This window comes from Acetobacterium sp. UBA5834, from assembly GCF_002435675.1.
GTDB classification, from domain to species: Bacteria; Bacillota; Clostridia; order Eubacteriales; family Eubacteriaceae; genus Acetobacterium; species Acetobacterium wieringae.
The window spans coordinates 32,137-57,184 of record NZ_DJGY01000018.1; the positions used below are offsets into that span (position 1 = coordinate 32,137).

Annotated in this window: 23 protein-coding genes; 19 read left to right on the forward strand and 4 right to left on the reverse strand. The window is 43.8% G+C overall.

Going from position 1 to position 25,048, the window contains the following annotated elements:
* Positions 1–6 precede the first annotated feature (6 nt).
* The 12 genes from lpdA to B3F51_RS04130 all read left to right on the forward strand — a co-directional run bounded on the left by lpdA (position 7) and on the right by B3F51_RS04130 (position 13,221).
* Complete coding sequence (gene lpdA / locus B3F51_RS04075) at positions 7–1,386, forward strand: dihydrolipoyl dehydrogenase (RefSeq protein ID WP_286945596.1); 1,380 nt, start codon at positions 7–9, stop codon at positions 1,384–1,386.
* Positions 1,387–1,405: 19 nt separating this feature from the next.
* Positions 1,406–2,434, forward strand: coding sequence for a type II glyceraldehyde-3-phosphate dehydrogenase (locus B3F51_RS04080; RefSeq protein WP_263992780.1), 1,029 nt, complete (start codon positions 1,406–1,408; stop codon positions 2,432–2,434).
* Between the two features lie 13 nt (positions 2,435–2,447).
* The gene (locus tag B3F51_RS04085) at positions 2,448–3,701 is read left to right on the forward strand and encodes a phosphoglycerate kinase (RefSeq protein WP_286945599.1); all 1,254 of its coding nucleotides are present in this window, start codon (positions 2,448–2,450) and stop codon (positions 3,699–3,701) included.
* 46 nt (positions 3,702–3,747) lie between these two features.
* Entirely contained in the window at positions 3,748–4,920 is a 1,173-nt protein-coding gene (locus B3F51_RS04090) for an NAD(P)-dependent malic enzyme (protein ID WP_286945601.1), read from the forward strand.
* Between the two features lie 15 nt (positions 4,921–4,935).
* Positions 4,936–6,186 carry a nickel-dependent lactate racemase gene (gene larA, locus B3F51_RS04095; RefSeq protein WP_286945603.1) on the forward strand — a complete coding sequence of 417 codons (1,251 nt, stop codon included), beginning with the start codon at positions 4,936–4,938 and terminating at the stop codon, positions 6,184–6,186.
* A gap of 89 nt (positions 6,187–6,275) precedes the next feature.
* Positions 6,276–7,199, forward strand: coding sequence for an NTP transferase domain-containing protein (locus B3F51_RS04100; protein WP_250934118.1), 924 nt, complete (start codon positions 6,276–6,278; stop codon positions 7,197–7,199).
* Positions 7,200–7,318: 119 nt separating this feature from the next.
* Positions 7,319–8,155, forward strand: a complete 837-nt coding sequence (locus B3F51_RS04105) for a TylF/MycF/NovP-related O-methyltransferase (RefSeq protein WP_286945606.1) — start codon at positions 7,319–7,321, stop codon at positions 8,153–8,155.
* A gap of 16 nt (positions 8,156–8,171) precedes the next feature.
* On the forward strand, positions 8,172–9,254 hold the full coding sequence (locus B3F51_RS04110) for a histidine phosphatase family protein (RefSeq protein ID WP_084633565.1): 1,083 nt from the start codon (positions 8,172–8,174) through the stop codon (positions 9,252–9,254).
* 13 nt (positions 9,255–9,267) lie between these two features.
* Positions 9,268–10,293 carry a molybdopterin-binding protein gene (locus B3F51_RS04115; protein WP_286945608.1) on the forward strand — a complete coding sequence of 342 codons (1,026 nt, stop codon included), beginning with the start codon at positions 9,268–9,270 and terminating at the stop codon, positions 10,291–10,293.
* Positions 10,294–10,353: 60 nt separating this feature from the next.
* A complete protein-coding gene (locus B3F51_RS04120) occupies positions 10,354–11,388 on the forward strand; it encodes an XdhC family protein (protein ID WP_286945610.1) in 1,035 nt (344 codons plus the stop codon).
* 68 nt (positions 11,389–11,456) lie between these two features.
* Positions 11,457–12,416 carry a GTP 3',8-cyclase MoaA gene (gene moaA, locus B3F51_RS04125; RefSeq protein ID WP_250934113.1) on the forward strand — a complete coding sequence of 320 codons (960 nt, stop codon included), beginning with the start codon at positions 11,457–11,459 and terminating at the stop codon, positions 12,414–12,416.
* A 55-nt stretch (positions 12,417–12,471) separates the two neighbouring features.
* Complete coding sequence (locus B3F51_RS04130; protein ID WP_070370845.1) at positions 12,472–13,221, forward strand: sulfite exporter TauE/SafE family protein; 750 nt, start codon at positions 12,472–12,474, stop codon at positions 13,219–13,221.
* Between the two features lie 93 nt (positions 13,222–13,314).
* On the opposite strand, the gene B3F51_RS04135 is transcribed toward B3F51_RS04130, so the two are convergent.
* The 3 genes from B3F51_RS04135 to B3F51_RS04145 form a co-directional block, all read right to left on the reverse strand.
* Positions 13,315–13,626 (reverse strand): putative quinol monooxygenase, encoded by a 312-nt coding sequence (locus B3F51_RS04135; RefSeq protein ID WP_228878525.1) that lies wholly within the window; start codon positions 13,624–13,626, stop codon positions 13,315–13,317.
* 257 nt (positions 13,627–13,883) lie between these two features.
* Positions 13,884–14,378, reverse strand: a complete 495-nt coding sequence (locus tag B3F51_RS04140; RefSeq protein ID WP_250934111.1) for a rubrerythrin family protein — start codon at positions 14,376–14,378, stop codon at positions 13,884–13,886.
* Positions 14,379–14,595: 217 nt separating this feature from the next.
* A complete protein-coding gene (locus B3F51_RS04145) occupies positions 14,596–15,261 on the reverse strand; it encodes a GTP pyrophosphokinase (protein WP_070370848.1) in 666 nt (221 codons plus the stop codon).
* A 344-nt stretch (positions 15,262–15,605) separates the two neighbouring features.
* Here B3F51_RS04145 and B3F51_RS04150 point away from each other — a divergent pair, with 344 nt between their 5' ends.
* The 4 genes from B3F51_RS04150 to B3F51_RS04165 all read left to right on the forward strand — a co-directional run bounded on the left by B3F51_RS04150 (position 15,606) and on the right by B3F51_RS04165 (position 18,450).
* Positions 15,606–15,854, forward strand: a complete 249-nt coding sequence (locus B3F51_RS04150; protein WP_070370849.1) for a GlsB/YeaQ/YmgE family stress response membrane protein — start codon at positions 15,606–15,608, stop codon at positions 15,852–15,854.
* A 196-nt stretch (positions 15,855–16,050) separates the two neighbouring features.
* Positions 16,051–17,109 (forward strand): bifunctional glycosyltransferase family 2/GtrA family protein, encoded by a 1,059-nt coding sequence (locus B3F51_RS04155; RefSeq protein ID WP_148638208.1) that lies wholly within the window; start codon positions 16,051–16,053, stop codon positions 17,107–17,109.
* A complete protein-coding gene (locus B3F51_RS04160) occupies positions 17,106–17,993 on the forward strand; it encodes a phosphodiester glycosidase family protein (RefSeq protein ID WP_286945616.1) in 888 nt (295 codons plus the stop codon). The genes B3F51_RS04155 and B3F51_RS04160 overlap by 4 nt, the downstream gene beginning before the upstream one ends.
* On the forward strand, positions 17,968–18,450 hold the full coding sequence (locus B3F51_RS04165) for a hypothetical protein (protein WP_228878517.1): 483 nt from the start codon (positions 17,968–17,970) through the stop codon (positions 18,448–18,450). The genes B3F51_RS04160 and B3F51_RS04165 overlap by 26 nt, the downstream gene beginning before the upstream one ends.
* Positions 18,451–18,586: 136 nt before the next feature.
* On the opposite strand, the gene B3F51_RS04170 is transcribed toward B3F51_RS04165, so the two are convergent.
* Positions 18,587–19,480 carry a sensor domain-containing diguanylate cyclase gene (locus B3F51_RS04170; protein WP_286945618.1) on the reverse strand — a complete coding sequence of 298 codons (894 nt, stop codon included), beginning with the start codon at positions 19,478–19,480 and terminating at the stop codon, positions 18,587–18,589.
* Positions 19,481–19,635: 155 nt separating this feature from the next.
* Here B3F51_RS04170 and cax point away from each other — a divergent pair, with 155 nt between their 5' ends.
* From cax to B3F51_RS04185, 3 genes are all read left to right on the forward strand, one after another.
* Positions 19,636–20,679, forward strand: a complete 1,044-nt coding sequence (gene cax, locus B3F51_RS04175) for a calcium/proton exchanger (protein WP_070370857.1) — start codon at positions 19,636–19,638, stop codon at positions 20,677–20,679.
* A 147-nt stretch (positions 20,680–20,826) separates the two neighbouring features.
* Positions 20,827–22,815 (forward strand): serine hydrolase domain-containing protein, encoded by a 1,989-nt coding sequence (locus tag B3F51_RS04180; protein ID WP_286945620.1) that lies wholly within the window; start codon positions 20,827–20,829, stop codon positions 22,813–22,815.
* 89 nt (positions 22,816–22,904) lie between these two features.
* A complete protein-coding gene (locus B3F51_RS04185; protein ID WP_250934106.1) occupies positions 22,905–24,899 on the forward strand; it encodes a serine hydrolase domain-containing protein in 1,995 nt (664 codons plus the stop codon).
* Positions 24,900–25,048: the final 149 nt, after the last annotated feature.

Below are 25,048 nucleotides of genomic sequence, written 5' to 3' on the forward strand. Positions count from 1 at the left end.
GACGTTATGAAATATGATGTTGCAGTTTTAGGAGGTGGCCCCGGGGGATACGAAGCAGCGATTCGCTGTTCCCAGTACGGTCTCAAAACAGTGCTCATCGAAGCAAGAGAACTTGGCGGTACCTGTTTGAATCGTGGTTGTATTCCGACAAAAGCCTTGCTTCATGGCGCCGAATTTTACGATGAAGCAAAGGGTGCCCAGGAGTTTGGCGTGCTTTTTAACAATCTCGCATTTGACTATGAAAAATTGGCAGCCTATAAAGATAAGATCGTCAGCAGATTAAGAAAGGGCATTGAAGGACTTGAAAAAGCCCATGGCGTCACCGTCATTAAAGGTTTTGGGGTACTAAAAAATGCGAATGAAATAGCAGTAAATGGAGAAACGGTTGTGGCCGATCACATCATTCTGGCCACCGGTTCTGCCCCCTTTTTGCCACCCATTCCAGGCGTTGATAATAAATCGGTCATGACCAGCGACGAAGTTCTGGAAATGAAACAGTGTCCGGAAAGTCTGGTGATTATCGGCGGCGGCATTATCGGCATCGAATTTGCTACCTTATACGCATCGCTGGGAAAAAAAGTGACGGTTATCGAAATGCAGCCGGATATTCTGAAGGGAATCGACAAGGAAATTGTTAAGGAACTGTCCCAGATACTTAAACGAAAAGGGGTTCAGATTATCGCTGGTGCCAAAGTGACGGGGATCGAAGAAGCGGGCGAAATCACTGTGAACTATGAAAAAGATGGACAGCTGAACCATGCTACCGGATCTCACTGCATTGTCAGTGTCGGCCGAAAAGCGCAAATCGATCAGATCGGTTTGGAATCTGTTGGCATTAAGCGCAATGGCGGATTTGTTGAAGTTGATGCCTATCTGAGAACCAATATCCCTAACATCTATGCGATTGGTGATATCACCGGAAAAATCCAGCTGGCTCATGTTGCCACAAAACAGGGGATGGTTGCTGCCGAAAACATTATCGGCAAACAGCAGCGGATGAACTATGAGGTGGTACCTTCCTGTCTTTACACCAATCCGGAAATAGCCTGGATTGGCCTCAGTGAAGAGGAAGCAATCAAGGCTGGAAAGAACATAAAAATCGGACGTTATGGTGTCGGCGGCAATGGCAAGTCCAGTGTCATGGGACATAGCAAGGGACTGATCAAATTGGTCTGCGACCATGCCACTGGCGAAGTTTACGGTGCTCAGATCATGGCCCCCAGAGCCACTGATATGATCGGAGAAATTGCAATAATTATGGAATGCGAAGGCACCATTGAAGAATTATCAGACACCATTCATCCTCACCCCACCGTTTGCGAAATTATTCTAGAGGCGGCTCACGATGTGGAAGGGCTGTGCTGTAATGCACCACCAAAGAAATAAAATTCAGGAGGAAAATATAATGAAAAAAATTAAAGTAGGCGTAGCAGGATATGGCGTCATTGGTCAGAGACTGGCAGACGCAGTGGCATTGCAAGGCGATATGGAATTGGTAGGGGTTGCTGATTTAGCACCGACTCTGTCAATCCGGGCATTAAAAGAAAAAGGGATGCCTTACAACTTGTTTTTAGTGGACATGAACCGGAAACCAGAGTTTGAAGGCCTGGAAATTCCTATTGCCGGATCGTTTGAAGACCTGGTCGATCAGGTTGATATTATGCTGGATTCTTCACCAGGCGGTGTCGGCGTTAAAAACAAAGAACTCTACGCATCAAAAGGCGTGAAAGCTATTTTTCAGGGTGGCGAAAAGAATTCAGTCGCTGATGTCTTTTTCCATGGCTATGCCAATTACGAACAGGGCGTTGACCAGGATTATTTGAAACTCACCAGCTGTAATACCACCGGCCTGATTCGTGCCGTTGATTGTCTGGATCGAAACTGTGGTGGGGTCGAAAAAGTAGCCATAACCATTATCCGTCGGGTTGCCGATCCCGGTGATTATCACCGTGGTTTAACCAATGCGCTACAGGTTGACAAGGCGCCTTCCCATCAGGCTGTTGATTTAATGACCATTATGCCTCATGTTGAAGCCACAGGCGTGCTGGTTCATACACCAGTAACCCATGGGCATATTATCACCGTTCTGGCCACTGGTAAGAAAAAAATCACCAAAGAAATGGCCTTGGAAGCATTCAAAAAACATCCCCGTATTCGGGTGGTAAAAATTGATGATGGTTTCCAGGGAAATGCCTCCTTCTTCCGATATGCCAGAGATCTGGGCAATACCAGAGGTGACATGTATGAAATCGGATTATGGGAAGATTGTATCGTCGAAAGCGGAAACGATATTATGTTTGCCATCAATATTCCTCAGGAAAGCGTCACCATTCCCGAAACAATGGATGCGGTCAGAGCGGCTACCGGGATGCAGCAAACCCGAGAAGACGGTACAGCAGCTACCAACAAATATTTAAATTGTCAATGCCGTTAAGGGGAGTGAGCCAATGAAATTTGGAATTAAAACCTTGGATGATTTCCAATTCTCCGGAAAAACGGTTCTCCTCCGGGTGGATATTAACCAGCCGGTAGACAAAGAAAAAAATACCTTAAAAGATATTACCCGCGTCAAAGCCTGTGTTCCGACCATCCGGGAATTATCGGATCAGGGGGCAAAGGTAGTAATTCTGGCTCATCAGGGCAGCGATATTGAATATGAAAACTTTTATACCACCGCACCGCATGCAAAAGTTTTGACCGAACTGCTTAACCAGGAAGTGAAATTTGTTGAGGATGTCTGTGGACCCACCGCCAGAGCAGCGATTGCCGCTATGAATGATGGCGAAATTCTCTTATTGGATAATGTCCGTTTTGTCTCGGAAGAACAGACCTTGTTTGAAACGAATTTAAAATTAAGCCATGAAGACCAGGCTAAAACCCTGCTGGTCAGAAAACTGGCACCTCTGGCGGATTTGTATGTCTGTGATGCTTTTGCAGCTGCCCACCGGGATCAACCCTCCCTCTGCGGTTTTGAACAGGTGCTGCCATCAGCGATGGGAAGATTGTTTGAAGAGGAGTACAGTGTCCTGTCTGAAATCACTGAAAATCCCGGCAGACCATCGGTCTTTGTTTTAGGCGGCGCCAAAATATCCGACGCCTTTATCATGATGAATTCTGTGCTGGGAAAAGGAATCGCCGACACGGTTCTGGCTGGTGGTTTAGTGGGAAACATCATGTTGCTGGCGAAAGGATTTGACATCGGCGCAAGCTCCAAAGCCTTTATTGAAAAAAGAGGGTTTAATCAATACATTGAGGATGCCAAAGAACTGCTGGGAAAATATGGTGCAATGATTGAATTACCGATAGATTTAGCTTATCTGGATGGCGAGGCCAGAATAGAAGTAAAACTGACTGATCTGCCAGTTGATAAAATGCTGGTGGATATCGGTCACGAATCAACCCAGAAATTTCAGGAGATTATCCTTGGCGCCAAAACAGTTTTCACCAATGGACCGATGGGGATTTTTGAAGAAGAAATCACGGAATACGGTACCAAATATGTCTGGGATGCCTTGGGAAAAACCGCAGCTTATACGGTTATTGGCGGAGGTGACAGCATTACCGCCACCAATAAATACAATTTAAGCGAAAAAATTGATTATATCTGCACTGGTGGTGGTGCCCTGATCCGATTTTTAACGGGTGAAACCCTGCCGGTTGTTAAAGCATTGATGCATGGTTCAACGATAAAGGAAAAATAAAAACGCACACCAGACACTAAGAAGGAAATTTAGAGAGGTTATTAAAATGGATTATGCACAGGAATCATTAAAACTCCACTATCAATGGAAAGGGAAACTGGAAGTGAATTCCAAGGTTTCCGTAAATAACAAGGAGGATCTGTCCCTGGCTTACACCCCGGGGGTGGCCCAGCCTTGTCTTGAAATTCAAAAAGATATCAGCAAAAGTTATGAGTTGACGGGTCGTTGGAATACCGTTGCCGTCATCAGTGACGGAACCGCGGTTCTGGGTCTGGGGGACATTGGTCCGGAAGCAAGTATGCCGGTCATGGAAGGCAAATGCGTTTTATTCAAAGAATTTGGCGATGTGGATGCCATTCCCCTGTGCATCCGTTCCAAGGATGTGGATGAAATTGTTCAGGTGGTTAGTCTTTTGGCTGGTAGCTTTGGCGGCGTAAATCTTGAAGACATTGCCGCGCCCCGATGTTTTGAAATTGAGAGACGACTCAAAGAAATATGCGATATTCCCATTTTTCATGATGATCAGCATGGTACCGCGGTGGTCACCCTGGCGGCGGTGTTAAACGCTGCGAAATTAACCGGTAAAGATTTTAAAGCCATGAAAGTGGTCATGAACGGCGCCGGATCGGCGGGGATAGCCATTGCCAAGCTGCTGTTGCAGGTGGGTGTTGAAGACATTACCATGTGTGACCGGGTTGGTACCATTTATGATGGGCAGGAAGGGCTGACACCAGATAAGCAGGAAATTGCTAAAGTGACAAATAAAGCCGGAATAAAAGGGAACCTGGCCGATGCAATGAAGGATGCCGATGTATTTATTGGTGTATCTGCACCCAATACCGTCACGCCAGAAATGGTGCTGTCTATGAAAAAAGATCCGATATTATTTCCGATGGCCAATCCCATCCCGGAAATCATGCCGGAGCTGGCCTTGAAAGCTGGAGCAGCAGTAGTTGGTACCGGTCGAAGTGATTTTGCCAATCAGATCAATAACGTCTTAGCCTTCCCGGGAATTTTTAGAGGCGCACTGGATGTCAGAGCCAGCGATATCAATGATGAAATGAAAATCGCCGCAGCCTACGCCATTGCCGGTTTAGTGACCGATAGCGAACTCCGTTCAGATTTTATAATCCCCAATGCTTTTGATCATCGCATTAAAGACGCAGTCGCCAAAGCGGTGGCAAAGGCGGCTAAGGAAAGCGGTGTCAGCCGCATCTAGGGGTTGGAGTCAGTTATGAAAATAGAGATAGCAATTGGAAAAGAAAAACAATTGGTTAATATTCCAGAAAAAAATCTGGAAGCAATCTTAAAACCAAATCCCATCGCAGTGAGGACAAAAGGTGAAGAAGCTGTCTGTGCAGCGCTTAGAAATCCGATCGGGACACCTCAGTTAAAAGATATCGTTAAACAAGGTGAAAGCGTTGTGATTATTACCAGCGATATTACCCGGCCAATGCCTTCACATGTGGTCTTACCACCGATTCTTCATGAACTGAAAAAGAAGGGCGTCAAATGTGAAGACATTACCATTGTTTTCGCTCTGGGGAGTCATCGAAAACATACCACCGAAGAAATGAAAAAACTGGTGGGAGATTACATTTATTCAACCATCCGTTGTGTGGATGGCGATCCCAAAGATTTTGTCAACATGGGCCAAACACGACACGGTACCCCAGTGGATGTGACCCGGATTGTGGCAGGAGCAGACCGTCGCATTTGCCTGGGTAATATTGAATACCATTATTTTGCCGGTTACAGTGGCGGTGCCAAGGCTATCATGCCAGGCGTTTCCACCCGTGCCGCCATTCAAAAGAATCACAGCTGTATGGTCGATCCATTGGCGGTGGCTGGAAAAATTGATGACAATCCGGTGCGACAGGATCTGGAAGAAGCAATTGAATATTGTCCCATTGACTTTATTGTCAACGTCATTCTTGATGAGAAAAAAAATGTTATCCATGCCGTGGCCGGACATTATATCGAAGCCCATCGGGAAGGCTGTAAATTTCTGGATCAATTGTACAGTAAGCCGATTGATGCCCTGGCAGATATTGTGATTGTTTCTCAGGGAGGCGCACCCAAGGATTTAAATCTTTATCAAACTCAGAAAGCCCTCGACAATGCTAAACATGCCGTCAGAGATGGCGGCATCATCATTCTGGTAGGGGCTTGTGAAGAGGGCTTTGGCGAAGGTGTCTTTGAAAAATGGCTGTTGGCAGCTGAGGATTCCCAATCTTTAATTGAACGGATCAAAAATGATTTTCAATTGGGGGGGCATAAAGCGGCAGCCATTGCCATGGTTCTGGAAAAGAGCGAGATCTTTTTTGTTTCAAAAATGAAACCGGAAGTGGTTGAATCCATCTTTATGCAGCCCTATATCACCGTTCAGGGGGCCTTAAAGGCCGCCTTTAACAAACTGGGTCACGATTGTAAAGTCCTGGTAATGCCCCATGGTGGCTCAACCCTACCAATTTTAAAACAATAGCATTATCATCAAAGTTTTGTTTATTAGTATTTGTTTATAGGCCGACTCCTTCAATGGAGGAGTCGGTTTTATGCGAAAGAGGTGATTAAGTGAAAAAAATAAAGGAAGGTGCTATCATTCTGGCAGCTGGCATGTCCTCGCGAATGGGTGACTTTAAACCGGTCCTTAAAATAGGCAATTTTTCAATCTTAGAGCGAATCATTTTAACCTTTCAGGACGCCGGGATCACAGAAATTATTGTGATTACCGGAAATAAGGCCAGAATTGTGGAAGAATTGGTTAAAGAACTGAACGTTACCTGCCTTCATAATCATGATTTTGCCACCACTCAAATGTTTGATTCGGTGAAAATCGGTTTGCGATACCTGGAACATCAGTGTGAACGCATTCTCATTACGCCCATCGATATTCCTTTGTTTACGAAAGAAACGGTGATGAAACTGACGGCTTCAAAAGGGGTGTTTGTGAATCCTGTGCATTGTGGTGTAAAAGGGCATCCCTTTATGATTGACACCCGGGTTTTGCCAGAAATATTAGCTTATACCGGAAACAAAGGCTTACTGGGCGCTGTTGAGAGCTGTAATTATGAACAGATCGAGGTTGAAGTCGAAGACGAAGGCATTTTGCTGGATGCGGATACCAAAGATGAATTTAAAAGCTTGTTGGATTTATATTATAAACGAAAATTAAAACCAAAAGTTCGAGTCAGCGTGGAAAAGGAAGCATCCTTTTTCGGTACCGGTACTGAACAATTGCTAACTCTAATCAAGATCGGCGAATCGGTTAAAAGCGCCTGTGGAAAAATGAATCTTTCTTATAGTAAGGGTTGGAAAATGATTAATCAGGTTGAAGAACAACTGGGTTTTGCGGTCGTTTATCGGAAGCGTGGGGGAATGAACGGCGGAAAAACGATCTTAACGGAAAAGGGAAGCGAATTTTTGGAAAAGTATCAGAGATTTGAAAAGGAATCTCAAAAGAGCGTTAATGAAATATTTGATCGTTATTTTTTTTAAAAACGAATTGTTTTTTGAAATAACTCGATCTTAGGAGTAAGGAAAAAGTTAAATATTTGATAAGGTTTTTTTAGGATGATCAATGTTTTGAAAAAGCGCAAAACGAGGAGGTATATAATATGAAAGCTGCAATATTCGGAGCCGGTCAGGGTGGAAATGCCCTAATAAATTTAATATCCAGTGATTATGAAATCGTTGCCTGTTTTGATAATAACCCTGACAAGTGGGGGTCAATTGTTTCGGGATTAAGCGTCAAGCCGCCGGATAAACTTCTGGATGATAACCCGGAGATTATTTGGACTGGCAGTTTAAACGCTGATGCGGCAATTGATATAGAGAATCAAATTAGAGGCCTGGGGTTTGGCGGAATCATTAAACATGCCAGTGATTTTAAGACAAAATATGATCTCCGACTGGCGGAGTTGCGGCTGATTGGCGATGAAATACAAAAGCGCCGGATCGCCGGAGCCATTGCTGAATTAGGCGTCTATCAGGGAAAATTTGCCCGGGAACTGAATCAGAATTTTCCGGATCGCAAACTGTATCTCTTTGATACCTTTGAGGGCTTTAAGCCGGAAGACATTGCCATTGAAAGGGGTTTGTCCAAAGCCAAAGTTGGGGATTTTTCTGATACCAGTGAAGCAGCTATTCTCAATCAAATGCCCTTTCCGGGGCAAGTTGTGATTTTAAAAGGTCGATTCCCCGAAACTATTCCAGATCAGGAAATTCAATATGCCCTTGTCAGTATGGATGCTGATTTGTATGAACCCACTCGGCAAGGCCTTTCGTATTTTTATCCCCGGCTCAGTTCCGGTGGAGTAATGTTAATCCATGATTATAACAGTATGCAGTTTCCCGGGGTGAAAAAAGCGGTTGATGAGTATTTAAATGAGCAGAAGTTATTTTTAATTCCGCTCTGCGATTTTCATGGTACTGCCATGCTCATCAAAGCATAGATGTTGATTAAAGGACATGAGAAGCATATATCTAATTCGTCATTGCCAGCCAGCGTTTCCAAACGGGGTAAAATGTTGTCTTGGGAAACTTGATTTGTCATTGAGTGAAGAAGGGCGACTTGAGGCAAAAAAGTTGGCAGACTATTTTTCTAAGATCGCATTATCTATGATTATTACCAGCCCGCTGGCGAGGAGCCGGCAAACTGCCGAAATTATTTCAAATGGCAGATATCCTATTGTCTCTGTTGCTGAATTAGAGGAGATTGATACGGGATTGTGGGACGGATTGCCGTTTGATTTGATAAAACAAAAGTATCCAGATGATTATCAGCAGAGGGGAGAAAATTTGGCTAGAGTACCCTTTCCGAAGGGGGAATCGTATCATCAAGTTTTGATGCGGACAGAGCCGTGTATTGAGAAAATGATGAAAAAATACAATGGAAATTTGGCCATTGTTGGTCATGCCTGCGTCAATCAGGGATTGTTGAGCAAGTGGATGGGGTTGGATTTGGAGCAGGCGCTTGGGCTACACCAATCATATGGGAGCATTAGTCTGATTGAAATGGATGAACATTCTAAAAAAGTAAAGTATGTAGGAAAAAATTTAGAGGCAATTCCGGATCAAGATGAGTGCCAGGCTATTTTAGAAAGATTTCATGTCGGTGAGGACGTTAGAAATCACGGAAGATGTGTCTGCAAACTGGCATTGGAATGGACGGATCTTTTGATACAGAAAAATTATAATCTGAATCGTAACTTGATTGCTGCCGCAGCGCTGCTTCATGATATTGCCCGGGCTGAAAAAGAGCATGCACAAATTGGTGCAGATTGGATTAACAGAGAAGGTTACCCCCGTGTTGCGGAGGTGATTGAGTTTCATCATCTTCTTTCAAGTTATGATGAAGAGCGAATTACAGAAAAAACCATTGTCTATTTGGCAGATAAAAAGGTATCAGGGTGCCAACGGATCAGTATTGATGAACGGTTTAATAAAAGTAGAAAAAAATGTACTACTTTGGTAGGAAAAGTTAAACATCGTTTAGCTTATCTACAGGCAAAAAAAGTAGAGAGTCTATTAGAAGAAGCGATGGGTTATTAAAAGGAGAAGAACAATGCAATTAATTGAAACAACCAACGCTGTTGGCCATGTACTCTGTCAGGATATTACCCAGATCATTAAAGGAGTCACCAAGGATGCAGTATTTCGAAAAGGCCATATGGTTAGAGCAGAAGATATTCCGGTATTATTATCGGTCGGCAAAGAAAATCTCTATGTCTGGGAAAAAGAAGAGGGGATGCTTCATGAAAACGAAGCGGCTGAAATTCTTTATGACCTTTGTAAAGGCGAAAACATGCGGCCATCAGAAATCAAAGAAGGCAAAATCGAACTCATCGCTACCTGCGATGGGGTGCTTAAAATTGATTATGATAAAATGAATCGGGTGAATGCATTGGGCGAGATGATGATAGCCAGCCGACATGGAAATTTCCCGGTTAAAGCGGGAGATTTACTGGCGGGAACCCGGGTTATTCCGCTGGTGATTGCTGAAAGCAAAATGAATCGGGCTAAAGAAGTCTGTGGAGAAGGATCGATTTTTCAGATCCGGCAGTATGTCCATAAAAAAGTGGGGATTGTTACCACCGGCAGTGAAGTCTATAACGGTCGGATTAAAGATACCTTTACCCCGGTTATTGAAGAAAAGTTGGCTGAATTTGATGTCGAAATCATCGGGCATCAGATTACAGACGATAATCATGAGATGATTACCGAGTCCATTATGACGCTGCTAAACCAGGGAGCTGATATGATCATCTGTACCGGAGGAATGAGTGTCGATCCCGATGACCGTACTCCTCTGGCGATTAAATATACTGGCGCAAAAATGATCACATATGGGGCCCCGGTGCTTCCCGGAGCGATGTTTTTATTGGCATATTACAAAGGCAACATCCCCATTGTGGGCCTTCCTGGGTGTGTGATGTATGCCAAACGGACCATCTTTGATCTGGTATTGCCGCGGATCATGACTGACGAACGGTTGCGAAAAGGAGATTTTACTGCTTTGGGGCAAGGTGGCCTTTGTCTTTCCTGTGACAGTTGTACATTCCCGAACTGTGGGTTTGGAAAAGGCGTTTAAAAAGGTTGTGGTTTTAAAAAATGCGAAAAATAAAGACAGATAAAGAGTAGGGGATAAGTTTTGAGTAATCTATATGAACTAATTAAAAAAAGCGATGCTAACCAGAAATATCTGGTCGCAACTGTGGTGGAAGGTGAGCATTTGGGTGAAAAGGTATTTGTATCCCTGGATAAAATTGTTTATGAAACGGGAAAAAGCAGTTTTTTGAAACATCATATTAAAATAATATTAAAACAATTGGAAACAGGAGTTATTACTGTTGAAGGGAACCGGATTTTCTGCGAAATATTACAGCCGGATAAAAAGTTGGTGATCTGTGGGGCTGGTCATGTTTCCATTCCGATTATAAAAATAGGACTACTGGCTGATTTTTCGGTTAGCGTCATTGAAGATCGTTTTACCTTTGCAAATGATGCCCTTCGGGCTGGGGCAAAACAGGTGATCTGTGAACCCTTTGAACAGGGACTTAAAAAAATCGATGGGGATAAAAATACCTATTTTGTCATTGTCACCCGGGGACATCGTTATGATCAGATTTGTCTGGAAGAAATCATCAAAAAAGAGCATGCTTACATCGGCATGATCGGCAGCAAAGTCCGGGTAAAGAAAGTTAAGGATCAGTTGGCCGAAAAAGGTGTGGATATAAAAAAACTGGAAAGAGTACATACACCCATCGGTTTAAATATTCGCGCAGAAACGCCGGTTGAGATTGCGATATCCATTATGGCCGAAATTGTCCAGGAAAAGAATCTAAAAAAGCAAAGCACCGGTTATTCCAAAAAAATACTTGAGAGATTAAATGCAATTGAAGAGTCAAGCGAAAGAAAAGTCATGGCGACGATTATCAGCCGGAAAGGTTCGGCCCCCCGGGAAGTGGGAACTAAGATGCTAATCTATCCGGATGGCCGAACCGTGGAAACCCTTGGTGGTGGTTGTGCTGAAGCAGACATAAAAATAAGAGCCTTGAGTATGCTAAGCAGTGAAAAAGAAAAATCGGAGCTGCATCAAGTTGATATGACGGGATGGCAGGCAGAAGAAGAAGGTATGGTTTGCGGGGGGATTATCGAAGTATTTCTCGAAAGCATTGGGTTATAATAGCTATTCCAGAAAAATACGGATCAATGATGCGGTGACCATCGATAAAAAGAAAGTTGGATAAAATTATGCTGGATCAATATGGAAGAAAAATTGAATATATGCGGATCTCAGTGACTCAGAAATGTAATCTGAAGTGTATTTACTGTGATCCGGATGGTGAAAACTGCAAGGACAGCAAAGATGATAGTTTAACACCACGAGAATTTGAAAAGGTTGTCCGGTCCATGGTTGAGGCGGGGATTAAAAAAATCAGAATTACTGGCGGAGAACCGCTGTTGAGACGGGATATCTGCGAAATTATTTACAGAATATCGGAGATCGATGGTATTGAAGACATTGGCATGACAACTAACGGTATTCAGCTCTTGAAAATGGCGGCTGATTTAAAAGCAGCTGGACTTCACCGTCTCAACATCAGCCTGGATTCCCTGAAGCCAGAGAAATTTAAATTCATTACCGGTGGCGGAGATCTGAAAAAAACCATGGCTGGAATTGATCGGGCTTTGTCGTTAGGGATGACGCCAGTAAAGATTAACACCGTTTTGATTAAGGGGATCAATGATGATGAAATTGATGACCTCATCGAAATGACAAGGGATCGGCCGATTGAAATCCGTTTTATTGAACTGATGCCGATGGGGAGTTTTGGCGAAGATAACCGGGATAAGATTATTCACAATGATGATTTAATTGCAACAAGACCCGGTCTTCAATATCTGGAACGAACCGATAAGGGTTCACCGGCGGTTTATTATCAGATGGCCGGTTACACCGGTAAAATCGGGTTTATTTCACCCATGACCCACCAATTTTGTTCCGACTGCAACCGCATTCGTCTGACTTCCGATGGAAAAATCCGGCCTTGTCTGGGAAATAACGGAGAAGTAGATATTCGGGAAGCCCTTGACCTTAAAGCTGATAATTTCAATCAAATTGTCAGACAGATTATTTTGGATAAGCCAAAAGGACATCATTTCGGAGCGGATTTTACATCCTCACGAAGAATGAATATGATTGGCGGATGATTTAATGGAATCAAAAAATTAAATGTCATACATAACGAACGTAGGGAGAAATACGATGGAAATATTTCCGGATTTAGAACTGGTTCAGTGGCTTTGGGTTATTTTGGCGGCACTTTTAATTGGTGTATCAAAGACAGGCATCAGTGGTTTGCTTACATTGGTAATCCCGATATTAGCAGCTGTATTCGGCGGAAAAGCATCAACAGGAATCATCCTACCGATGCTGATTGTGGGAGATGTTTTTGCACTTTTTTATTATAAACATAATGCAAAACGAGAAGATATTCTTAAATTACTACCGTGGACTTTTATGGGACTGATATTCGGTTTAATCATTGGTGGGTATATCAATGATGAACAGTTCAAAAGCCTGATTGCACTCTCAGTGTTACTTTGTTTGTTTTTATTGATTTATTTCGAAAAAAAAGGCGATCAGTTGAAAATCCCCGACAAAACCTGGCTGCATGCTTCAGTGGGAATTCTTGCTGGGTTTACATCGATGATCGGAAATGCGGCCGGTCCCATTTTTAGTGTCTACCTACTGGCAAAAGGCGTGGATAAAGTAAATTTTCTGGGAATGACAGCATGGTTCTTTTTTATCGTTAACGTCACGAAACTTCCCATGCAAGTATTCATCTGGCATAATATTACGGTTCAGACCTTTTTGCTGACGGGGTTAATGATCCCCTTTATTGGCATCGGTGCGGTTTTTGGGGCTTTTATAATTAAACGAATCAATGAAAAAGCATTCCGGTATTTAATTATTGGGATGACAGCAATTGTCGCATTGAAGCTCTTTTTTTAATAGAAGTAATCCTCAAAAGTTAGACATCTGATCGTATAAAATGGTAATAAAGCTCAGTACTTCGACAATCACTTTCGGATGGCTGAGCTTATTTTACTGAGTGGTACAGATATAAAATTTCTCAATCTGGGTATGCATCAAATACTCATTTTTACACGACTGTAATTGTTTATAGTGCTCGGTTTGGGTATGTAAAGCCAAAGCTTCACCATCTTCCCAAATTTCTACAAGATATAATTGATCATCAGAATTAAGTGGATAAAAATAGTCGTATCTGATATTTCCAGATTCCTGCTTTGACTGTTCAACAACGCCAAGTTGAGTTAATGTCTTAATAAACTCGGTTCTTTTTCCCGGTTTTGTAGTATAGGTTACATTTAGTAGTAGGTTTTCTTTCGTTTTCATTTTTACCTCCATTGTTGAAAAATTTAATAAAAAGGCAACCTTGAAATACGGTTGCAGGTCTAATTGAAAAAGATTATACAGTGTTTGATTCAATAGGGATAGTTAGAACGAGAACTTTTCGGGTTAAGTATACCTTTTTATAATAAAGAACGCAAGCAATTAAACGATAATCGATTAAAAAAACCAGAAGTTCTATGCTACTCATGAGCACGATACTTCTGGTTTTATCAAGTTAGGAGATAAGAAAGACGCAGGGTTTAGTATTTAATAAAGCTGGTTCCGGGAACGCCACAAATGGCGCATTTATCAGGTACGGCTTTTTCAATATTACCGCAGAGGGGGCAGAGGTAGTAGAAAACTTCTTCGCTCTGATCGAGGTTTTCTAGGGCTTCCTGATAGAGTCGGGCATGAACCGCTTCAGCTTTCATGGCAAAGGTAAAGGTTTTAATGGCATCCTGATTACCTTCAGCTTCCGCTGTTTTTAGAAAATCCGGATACATCTCTGTAAACTCGTGGGTTTCGCCAGCCACGGCGTCTTTTAAGTTTTCAGCAGTGGTATGGATCTTTCCGGCGACTTCAAAATGTTTTAAGGCATGCAGGGTTTCAGCATCGGCGGCAGCTTTAAATAATTTAGCCGCATTGATTTTTCCATCAGCTTCAGCTTTCTTTGAGTATGCGGTGTACTTTCTGTTTGCCTGGGACTCTCCGGCAAACGCCTCCATAAGATTATTAAGTGTTTTTGATTCTGACATTTGTTTTCCTCCATATTAATATTTTAGTTAGGTAGTATAATTGATCAAGATACTGGAAAGTTAGGGGTGCAATCCAGAAGAAAATTAGATCAACTTATAAAATAATAATTACTAAACAGTAATGAATATAAATAAGATAGCATAGAATAATCAGAGTGTCAATATGATATGCAAAAAAAGCATAAAAAAACCGAGGTGATGGCCTCGGTATCGATTATTATTGGTCGCAGTCGTTTGTCGTAATTTCCTCATAGATCATCTGCATTTCCTCATCCAGTCGGGTAATTGATTCGGCACAGTATTTGAGCCGCTCCCGGAGGCCTTCGGAGATATCGCTATGACCTTTGTATTTGAGCTGATGTTCAAGACTGGCCCAGAAATCCATGGCGATGGTACGAATTTGGATTTCCACCGGAACGGATTCGGTTCGCTCGGCCAGAAAGATGGGCACCAGTACAATCAGATGAAGGCTGCGGTAACCATTTTTTTTGGGCTCATTGATATAATCATTTTTACGGATCAGGGTAATGTCATCATGGCGCAGCAACAGGTTGGCAATCCGATCGATGTCGTGTAAATAGTTGCAGATAACACGAACGCCAGCAATATCCGTCAGGTTTTTACGGATGTTTTCAGCGGTGATTTCCAGCCCTTTTTTCTGCATCTTTCCGGCGATGCTCTGGGGGGATTTCAGCCGGTACTCCATATGATGGATCGGGTTATGGTCATATCTGGCCTGGAACTCTTCATCCAAAATTTCCAGCTTAGTTTTTATTTCTTTGATGGCAGCCCGGTAAATCTGCTGCTGTAGGAGAAACTCCTTTAAACTACCATTCATGTCCAGGTCTTCAGAAAAGGGGAGTTCAGTCGAATTAATCTGCATGATTGTATTTCACTTTTATCAGTTAAGAGTAGAAAGTGCCTTTCTATAGTTAATCGTGGCTATGGTAAAGAGTGAATCGCAAAACGTGGTAATCTCAATAGAGGCTACAACTAATTATTTTAACGCTAAAAGCTTAGATGCAATTTAAGTTTAACCGACTAAAAAAGTTTTTAAATAATAGAGTGGAGAGAAAGTGGGGCAGATGAAAACGATGAAGTTGGAAGGTTTGTTTAAAGATAAGCGGGTATAATAGCAAATAGAAGTAAATTAGGTAATTGCGAAATAAAATCCAAGATGGAAGGAAGCGTTGCAAGTACCTGAAAATTAAGAAAGGATGTGATAATATGGGGTTTTTTAGCTGGATTATCCTTGGTGGTTTAGCCGGTTGGCTGGCCAGCATGCTGACAAAAAACAATGAAAAAATGGGACTCATTAAAAATATTGTCGTTGGAATACTGGGCGCCATGATTGGTGGTTTTGTATTTGGCTTTTTCGGAACCACGGGAGTAACCGGATTTAATCTTTGGAGTATTTTTGTTGCCTCAGTGGGAGCAGTAATTCTCCTTGTGATTATTAATTTGTTCACAAAATAAAATGGTTTAACTTGATGTTTTACGTGGTCGGATAAGAGATGCGGTTTATCTCTTTTCCGACCTTTTTTTGTTTGGCTAAAATCGCATCAAAATCGGGAAGGCTTTTGAAACAAAGCGTTAAAATTCAGAACCCAATCACAAAACAATCACTTTAGGACGATAGAATGCTGACAAGAACATAAAGGAGGTCAGCATTATGAAAGCTGTTGTGATTATTCCGGCTCTGAATCCGGACGAAAAATTGATCACCTTAGTTGAAAAACTAAAACACTATGACTTAACAACAATTATTATAAATGATGGCAGTGCCCCCGGGTATGAAATCATCTTTGATATTTTAAGAGAAAAGCTTGACTGTGTGGTTCGGGTTCACAGCAAAAATATGGGTAAAGGCGTCGCATTAAAAACGGGAATGGCCTATGCCGCCAATATTTATCCCGATGCGCCGGGCTATGTAACGGCGGATGCCGATGGACAGCATGCACCGGAGGACATCTTAAACGTAGCCAGGATGCTGGAAGAAAACCCGGCCAGCCTGATTCTGGGAACCCGGGATTTCAATAATGTAAAAACTCCCTTTAAAAGCAAGTGGGGTAACCGCATCACATCGCTGGCTTATTTATTGAGTACCGGAGAGCGGTGTCCGGATACTCAAACCGGACTGCGGGGAATTCCGATGAGTTGGACAAAAGAGTTACTAAAGATTCCCGGTGACCGCTATGAGTATGAAATGAATGTGCTGCTGGAAGCTGGTAAAAGCCGAATTCCCTTTGTGGAAGTCCCGATTGAGACCATTTATTTGAATGAAAACAAAGCATCTCATTTTCATGCGATTAAAGATTCAGCCCGGATCTACCTGAATATTCTAAAATTCAGTTTATCATCTTTTGTCTCGGCGATTGTGGATAACTCGGTCTTTACGCTACTGATGCAAATTGCCTTTGGAGCGACCTCACTGGGAATCCTGGAGGCAACCATTATCGCCCGGGTGATGTCCGGCGGGGTCAACTATCTGCTTAATAAGCACTGGGTTTTTCAAAATACCGATCGGGAAGGGAAGGCGGCATTGCAGTACGCCATTTTATTTATCAGTCAGATGCTGTTAAGCTGGTTCTTTGTCTCCAGTTTAAGCAGTTTACCGATTCACCTGACGGTGTTAAAAATATGCGTTGACACGGGATTATTTATCGGCAGTTACCTGATTCAGAAAAATTTTATTTTCGGGGAATCGAGGAAGGAGTATCGTCTTAAATGATCAAGTTCTTTTCAAAACCGTATCGTTGGGCAGGGATATTTTCGCTCCTGCTGGTGGGGTTGTTTACCTTTGTGCTAATGGATACTTTTGTGCTTCAGAAATCAATGGTGATTGTGGCATCAGAAACAAGTGCCGAAACGTCCACAGCGGCAGAAACCGAACCGGTGATTACCGCAACATCTTATAGTGATGAAAATATCCAGATTAGCATTGAAACCATTTTGAAATATGATTCGACCATTTATGTGGCGGATATTCAGGTTTCGGATGCGGCCTATCTGAAAACAGCCTTTGCCAATAATACCTATGGGCGAAATGTCAAGGCCAAAACGTCAGATATCGCCGCTGCTCAAAATGCCATCTTTGCCATCAATGGTGACTATTACGGCTTCCGGGACGACGGCTATGTTTTGCGTAATGGCATTATCTATCGGGATAGTGCCAGTGAGAATGAGGCCTTGGTGATTGATCAGAATGGCAATTTTTCGATTGTCGATGAAAGTGACGTCAGCATGGCATCATTAAGTGAGAATTGGCAGGTGCTATCATTTGGGCCAGCCCTGGTTGAAAATGGTGACATCATGGTTGATAGTAGCAGCGAAGTGGGGCAAGCCAAGGAAAGCAATCCCCGTACGGCCATCGGACAGATTTCAGCGGGACATTATCTGGTGATCGTTTCGGATGGCCGGACGGATGAGAGCGAAGGGCTTTCACTACTTGAGTTGGCCCAGGAATTTAAAGAACGAGGCTGCACCATTGCCTACAATCTGGATGGTGGCGGATCATCTACCATGGTTTTTAATGGCGAAGTGGTCAATAATCCCACTGATGGCCGCAGTATTGCAGAACGGGAGGTCAGTGATATTGTTTATTTCGGGTATTAAATTACAAAACAATTCTAAAAAGCTTGGAAAAACCATTGCTGTTTATTTGCTGATGACGGTTTTGACCATTGCCGTTAATCTGATCTACGGTTTGTTTGGACACGGGGTTCATTCAGCGGCCATGACCGGAATGTTCTTATACCCGTTATTGGGTGGGGCGTTGGGGTATTTGCTGATTGATCGCACCATGGCCTTCATTACCCGGTTTGTCGTTTATCGCATTGGTTATAACAGCTACAATTCGGGGCTTGCCGCTCTAACGGTGGGAAGTTTTCTTAAAGGGATTCTGGAAATTGCGGGTACGAATTCCCCATATCTGATAATTTTTTTCTTCCTGGGTTGGGTAGCGGTTGGCATCGGATTGATGGTATTTGGCTTTCTGGCAGTGACCAACCAGCGGTTGTTAAAGACTGAAAAAAGAATGAAAAAAACTGAAGAGACGGTCATTCGTGAATAAGGTGAATCCGTTTAGAATAATAATTGCAGCATCAGAAAAAGCAAGTGAGAGCGCTTTTTGAAAGCTCACTTGCTTTTTTGGTATGCAGACAAGAGTTTGCTTGATACTCGATAAACAGGGGAAAAGCGGTTATCGATCATAAAGCAGGTCGCTGCTCAACTGAATGTGGGGGTTGTTTGGAGCGACTGTTTTTGATCTCATACAATTTTTTGTCGGCCTCAATGATGACCTTTTCCAGGATCACCTCATGATGCATCTGGTATAATCCAAAACTGGCACTGATACGGATCAGGGTATCATTATATTTTATTTCGATGGTTTCAAGGACATGCTTTAATCGGGCGATCAGGATTGAAGCTTCAACATAATTGGTATTGGACATCAGCAAAACAAATTCATCACCACCATAGCGACCAAACAGATCGAAGGCCCGAATGCTTTCATTGATGGTTTTAGCCACCGTTTTTAAAACCAGATCCCCAGCATGGTGGCCAAAAGTATCATTGATCGTCTTAAAGTGATCAATATCGATCATGGCAACACAAAGATCAGCATCAAATCGTTTGGCTTTGGAAAATTCAACATTGGCCAATTGTTCAAAATACTGGCGATTGTAGATTCGGGTCAGACCGTCACGCTGTGCCAGATCCCGCAGCTTCTGGCCTTCCACCTTATCGGTCACGTCCATGCAGCTACCAATATAGCCAGCAAATTCATGGTCACCGATATAGTAGGGAACGCCCCGGTCATTGATCCAGCGATAAACACCATCCTGGCGTTTAAGCCGGTATTCCATTTCAAAGGATTCTTGTTTGGCAAAGGCTTCCAAATATACTTTCAGGCACATGTCAAAATCTTCGGGGTGAATACCTTCGGCCCAGCCATTTCCCATTTCCTGAGTCATTGTCCGGCCAGTAAATTTCAACCAGGTGGTGTTAAAATAATTACACAATGTATCGGTACCAGCCCGCCAGATCATATTGGGTGAGGACTCAACAATGATCCGGTACTGGTCATTATCCAGTTTCATGGAAATACCTCCAGAAAATTAAATATTAACGGTTTAGAGTTAATACTTATTATAGCCTGATATTGTTATCTTTGCATTTATTTTCTTTAAGGTTTGTGGTATTCTTTTACCAGTGTCAGGGAATCAGAAATTAAGAACGAGGATAGTGAGTGTAGATGAAGATACTAAGGTTTTTACTGATTTTTGTGCCGATAAGTATTGTCGGAGAATTCATGCACTTTTCACCCACCGTGATGTTTATTTTGTCAGCTTTGGCGATTATCCCCCTGGCGGGCATCATGGGTGAGGCAACCGAAGAAATTTCTTTTTATTCGGGACCCCGTGTCGGCGGCTTTCTCAATGCCACCTTTGGCAATGCCACCGAACTGATCATCGCCTTTTTTGCCATGCAGGCTGGCTTGTTTGACGTGGTCAAAGCGTCTATTGCCGGTTCGGTGATTGGTAATATTCTACTGGTGTTAGGGGCCAGCATGCTGATGGGAGGGATTAAGTTTAAATCCCAAACCTTTAATAAGCAATCCATTGAGGTGTCGTCCAGTATGCTCTTGTTTGCGGTCATTGGTTTAACCGTTCCGGCGATCTTTACTCATACCGTGGCCGCCGATCTTCTCAATACCCGTTATGAGGGTCTCAGCATTACGGTAGCAATAATCATGTTTGCCATTTATCTGATGAGTCTGTACTTTTCTTTTTACACCCATAAAGATATTTATGCGGCGATACCAGAGGAGGAAGCTACGCCCAAGTGGTCGCTTAATAAGGCGATTGCTGTTTTAATTGGCGCAACGGTCCTGATTGGGGTTGAGAGTGAGATGTTTGTGGGAGCAGTTGAACCGATGACCGAAGCCATTGGCCTCAGTGAGTTTTTCGTCGGGATTATTCTGGTGCCGATTATCGGCAATGCGGCTGAACACAGCACCGCGATTGTGATGGCTTATAAAAATAAAATGGATGTAGCGATGGAGATCGCCATTGGATCCAGTCTCCAGATGATTCTTTTTGTTACGCCAGTGCTGATTTTTTTGAGTCTGCTGTTTACGCCGATGAGCATCATTTTTAACGAGTTTGAACTGGTGGCCCTGGTATTGTCGGTACTGATTGCCAATCGGGTGGCTAGTGACGGCGAATCCAACTGGCTGGAAGGGGTTCAGCTGCTGGCAGTTTATCTGATTATGGCGGTGTCGTTTTTTATTTTATAATCAAGAAAACTGAAAATAGGAAGCCCTAAAAACAGATATGTAATAACTATCTGTTTTTTTATACGAAAAAAGGTTGATAAACTAAACGTGTTGGGGTAAAAAAGAAATAGCAGAAAAAATTGTGGATGATTTTTGAAAGGAACGGTAATGAAAAGAAGAATTTTGATCTGGGGATGTTGTTTGATAATGCTGGGATTGATGTTCTCGGGGTGTAGCTCCAAGGCAGAACCCAAAAGCTATGAAAAAACCATTGAGACGGCACGAACGGAGATCTGGAATGCCATTTCAGCAGGCGGGGCCTCCAGTGCCACCGTGGCGATTATGGACAATGGTAATCTGGTCTATGAAGAAGGTTTTGCCATGGCTAACCGGGAAGCCGGGCTTGCGGTAACCAAAGACACCCAGTTTAATATCTGTTCGGTCAGCAAGGTGTTTACCGCTGCGGCAGTCTTGCAGCTTTGCGAAGACGGAAAACTGGAGTTGGATAAACCGGTGGTTGATTATCTGCCGGAGTTTACCATGGCTGATAGCCGCTATAAAGATATCTCGGTTCGGATGCTGCTCAATCATACCGCCGCTTTGCCCGGAACCTATACCACCAATGCCGAAACAACGGAGCCGGACCCAGACTATACCCAAAAATTTCTGGCCTATCTGGCTGGTACTGAGTTAAAGGGCGATCCCGGGAAGGTAAGTGTCTACTGCAACGATGGTTTTACGCTGGCCCAAATTCTGGTCGAGAAGAGTTCCGGCCAATCTTTTTCTGATTATCTGGCGACCAATATTTTTACAAAAGCCGGGATGAAAAACAGCAGTTGTTATTTTAAAGCCGATAACACCGACATTGCCCGGAAATACAACGAAGATGGCAGCGCTGCTCCAGTGGAATATATAAACAGCCTTGGTTCCGGCGGGATAGCCGCCACCGCCGCTGATTTATGTCGTTATGGCCAGGCCCTGTTTCAGGGCAAAATTTTAAGTGAAGCGATGGTCACCGAATATACCAGTCCCCAATATGGGGACCAAACCGTGCCTGCTGGAACTCCCCTGTATCCGTATGGGTTGGGCTGGGACAGTGTGGCGGTAGCTGATTTTGAGCGCCAGGGGGTGACGGTGATTGGCAAAAACGGCGGCTCGCCTCAATATAATTCGCAGTTATATCTGCTGCCGCAGGAAAATATCTCGGTGGCCATTGTTTTTGCTGGAAATGCCGATGTCACTGGCGTTGCCAATGATATTGTCCAGGCGCTGCTTGATGAAAATGGACTCAGTGAGGGTTTGGAAACGGAGACAGCAGAACCAACGGCAGCCACCATCCCCGATGAGCTTCTGGCTTACGCCGGGATTTATGGCGATGGTGGAGCGATTGCAAAGATTGAATTCAATAACGATAAAAATGCCATGATTTATAAAAAATATGACGGCAAGACCTTTGAAACCCAGGGCACCTATCCCTATCTCAGTGATGGTTATTTTCATTTACCGGTGGGCTATCGGGCTGGTTTTGCCAAAAATTTCGGCCAGGAATTTTTTATGATCTATGATCAAAGCAGTGATGCTGGTTTTGTCTCAGGGCAGAAAATGGCGGCAGCAGCGGCACCGCTGGATACCAGCCAATTTAGCGGAAAATCATGGATTCCCACCAATCTTTCGGCCATTGACGCCAATGCGATGGGCGTAAAAACCGGGGTTGTGACAGAGCTGCCGGGTTATCTTTATCACACGGCCAATGGCGGCTACACCCTCTATGGCTTAAAAGATGCGACCACAACCCAAATGGTGCTGCCCTACGGCAGGGATCTGGCCCAGGCGACGATTGCCGAAAACAACGGCCAAAGGATCTTAACCATCATGGATTATCAGTTTATCAATACCGCTTCCGTGGCGTCGCTGCAGAACGATGAAGCGATTGTAATTGGCAGTGATGGGCAAAGTATCTGCCGCAAGCTGGATAATGATGGAACATTCAGTGCGGTTATGCCAGAAGGTGGCCGGATTGTGATTTATGGTCCCGATCTGCAGCCAGATTACGACAGCAGCAGTGGCGTCGCCGAAGAAATCCCAGTGACAGCCGGTTCTTATCTGGTCTTTATCGGTGCGCCGGGAGCGACATTCACTTACGCGTATACCGTTTAGTGGGGCAACATCGACAGGAATAATAAAAGCGGTTAAAGACTGGTATTAAAAGAGGGAACAATTTATAAAAAAACGAAAGGATAAAGAAAATGTTAAAAAAACGATTAACAGTTGTGATGCTTGGTTTGTTGTTGATTCTTGTTCCTTTGGCGGGATGTACGACCGCCCCATCCCAGAGTCAGAGCTATGAAAAAACCATCACCACGGCACGCACCGAAATCTGGAAAGCCATCGCTGGCGGTGGGGCCTCCAGTGCCACCGTGGCTATTATGGACAATGGTAAAATTGTTTATGAAGAAGGTTTTGCCATGGCCAACCGGACTGAGGCGTTGGGGGTAAATTCCAGCACTCAGTTTAATATTGGTTCGGTCAGTAAGGTGTTTACAGCTGCGGCCGTGATGCAGCTGGTGGAGGCGGGTCAGCTGGAGCTGGATAAACCGGTGGTTAGCTACCTGCCGGATTTCACCATGGCGGACAGTCGCTACAAGGACATCACGGTTCGGATGCTGCTTAACCATACCTCGGGGTTGCCGGGAACGATGATGTATAATGGCTTTGCATCGGCCAAAGATTCCCAGTTTTTGACGGAATTTATGAATTATCTGGCGGGTTCCAGTCTCAAGGCTGATCCTGGGGTGGTCAGTGTTTACTGTAATGATGGATTCACTCTGGCCGAGGTGTTAATTGAAAAGGTGTCCGGCCAGACGTATTCCGACTATCTGCAGCAGAATATTTTTAAAAAAGCCGGGATGAACGACAGCAGCTGTTCCTTTAAGGCTGGAAATCCCAATATTGCCCTGAAGTATAACAACGAGGATGGCACCGCTCTGCCAGCAGAAATCATTAATCTGATGGGCACCGGGGGAATTTCCGCAACGGCAGTGGATCTATGCCATTTTGGCAATGCTCTGCTGGAAAACATGCTGATGAGTGCCGAATCCTTTACCGAGTATACCAGTCCCCAGTATGGAAAAGAAACAGTGCCGACAGGCACCCCGATTACCAATTATGGTTTGGGTTGGGATATGGTGGACGTTGCCAGTTTTGCCGAACAGGGTGTCCATGTACTGAGCAAAAATGGCGGAACGCTGCAGTTTAATTCTCAGCTGTATGTCATTCCTGAAGAGAAACTTTCTGTGGCTCTGATCTTTGCTGGTACCGGGGATGCTTCGGGAATTGCCGAAACCATCACCCAGACACTACTGGAAGAGAAGGAAATTATTTCCGCCCCGGCAGAAGCCGAGCAAACAACCACTACCACAGCGATACCAGGCGAAATACTCAGCTTTGCCGGATATTATGGAGCCAGCGGCAGTGTCATCAAAATTGAGTTTAATCAGCAGAATAACACGCTGGAATACAAACGCTTCGATGGCAATGGCTTTACCACCGCTGGCAGTTATTCCTACAGCGGTGAGGGCTATTTTGATATGCAAAACGGATATCGAATGTCTTTTTCTGAAAGTTTTGGCAAAAAACTGGTGCTGCAGTCGATGAATACGGCCGATTATTCGCTGGTCATCGGTCAGGGTATTACGGCCAATAACCCGATCGATACCAGTCGTTTTGCCGGTAAAGCCTGGATTCCCAAAAATCTCAGTGCCATTGATTTATATGCATTTTCTGCTGTGACTGGCAGTCTGCCGGAGCTTCCGGGAACTATTTATTTTGGCAGTGACGGCAGCTTTACACCCTATCCCCTGAAAGACGAAAATACCGCCTATAACAACCTGCCCTACGCCCGGGATCTGGTTGAGCCAACCCTTACAGAAGAAAACGGAACAACCACAATGACGGCAATGGGTTATGTTTTTGTGGATGTGGCCGACATCCCCGTGCTGGCCAGTGATGAAAAAATCAGGATTGAAAAAACTGGCGAAAATATCGTCAGAAAGCTGGCGGCCGATGGCAGCTTTAGCGTCACCCTGCCAGATGGGGGACGGTTGGTGATCTATGATCCGACACTGACGGTGTTAGCTGATACCATGTATGCTACAATCGAAGAAATGCCGGTACCAGCGGGTGCTTATCTGATGTTTATCGGCAACGAAGGCGATGAATTTGTCTATCAGTACAGCTTTTAAATAGCTATTACCGCAATAAGGCTCAAAATTAATATTTTGAGTCTTATTTTTTTGTCGGAATTGGGTTACAATGAATGAAATAGAGCAATTGATCATGAGTCGAAAAATTATCCAGGATGAGTGCAGACTAGTGTAATGTATTGTTGATA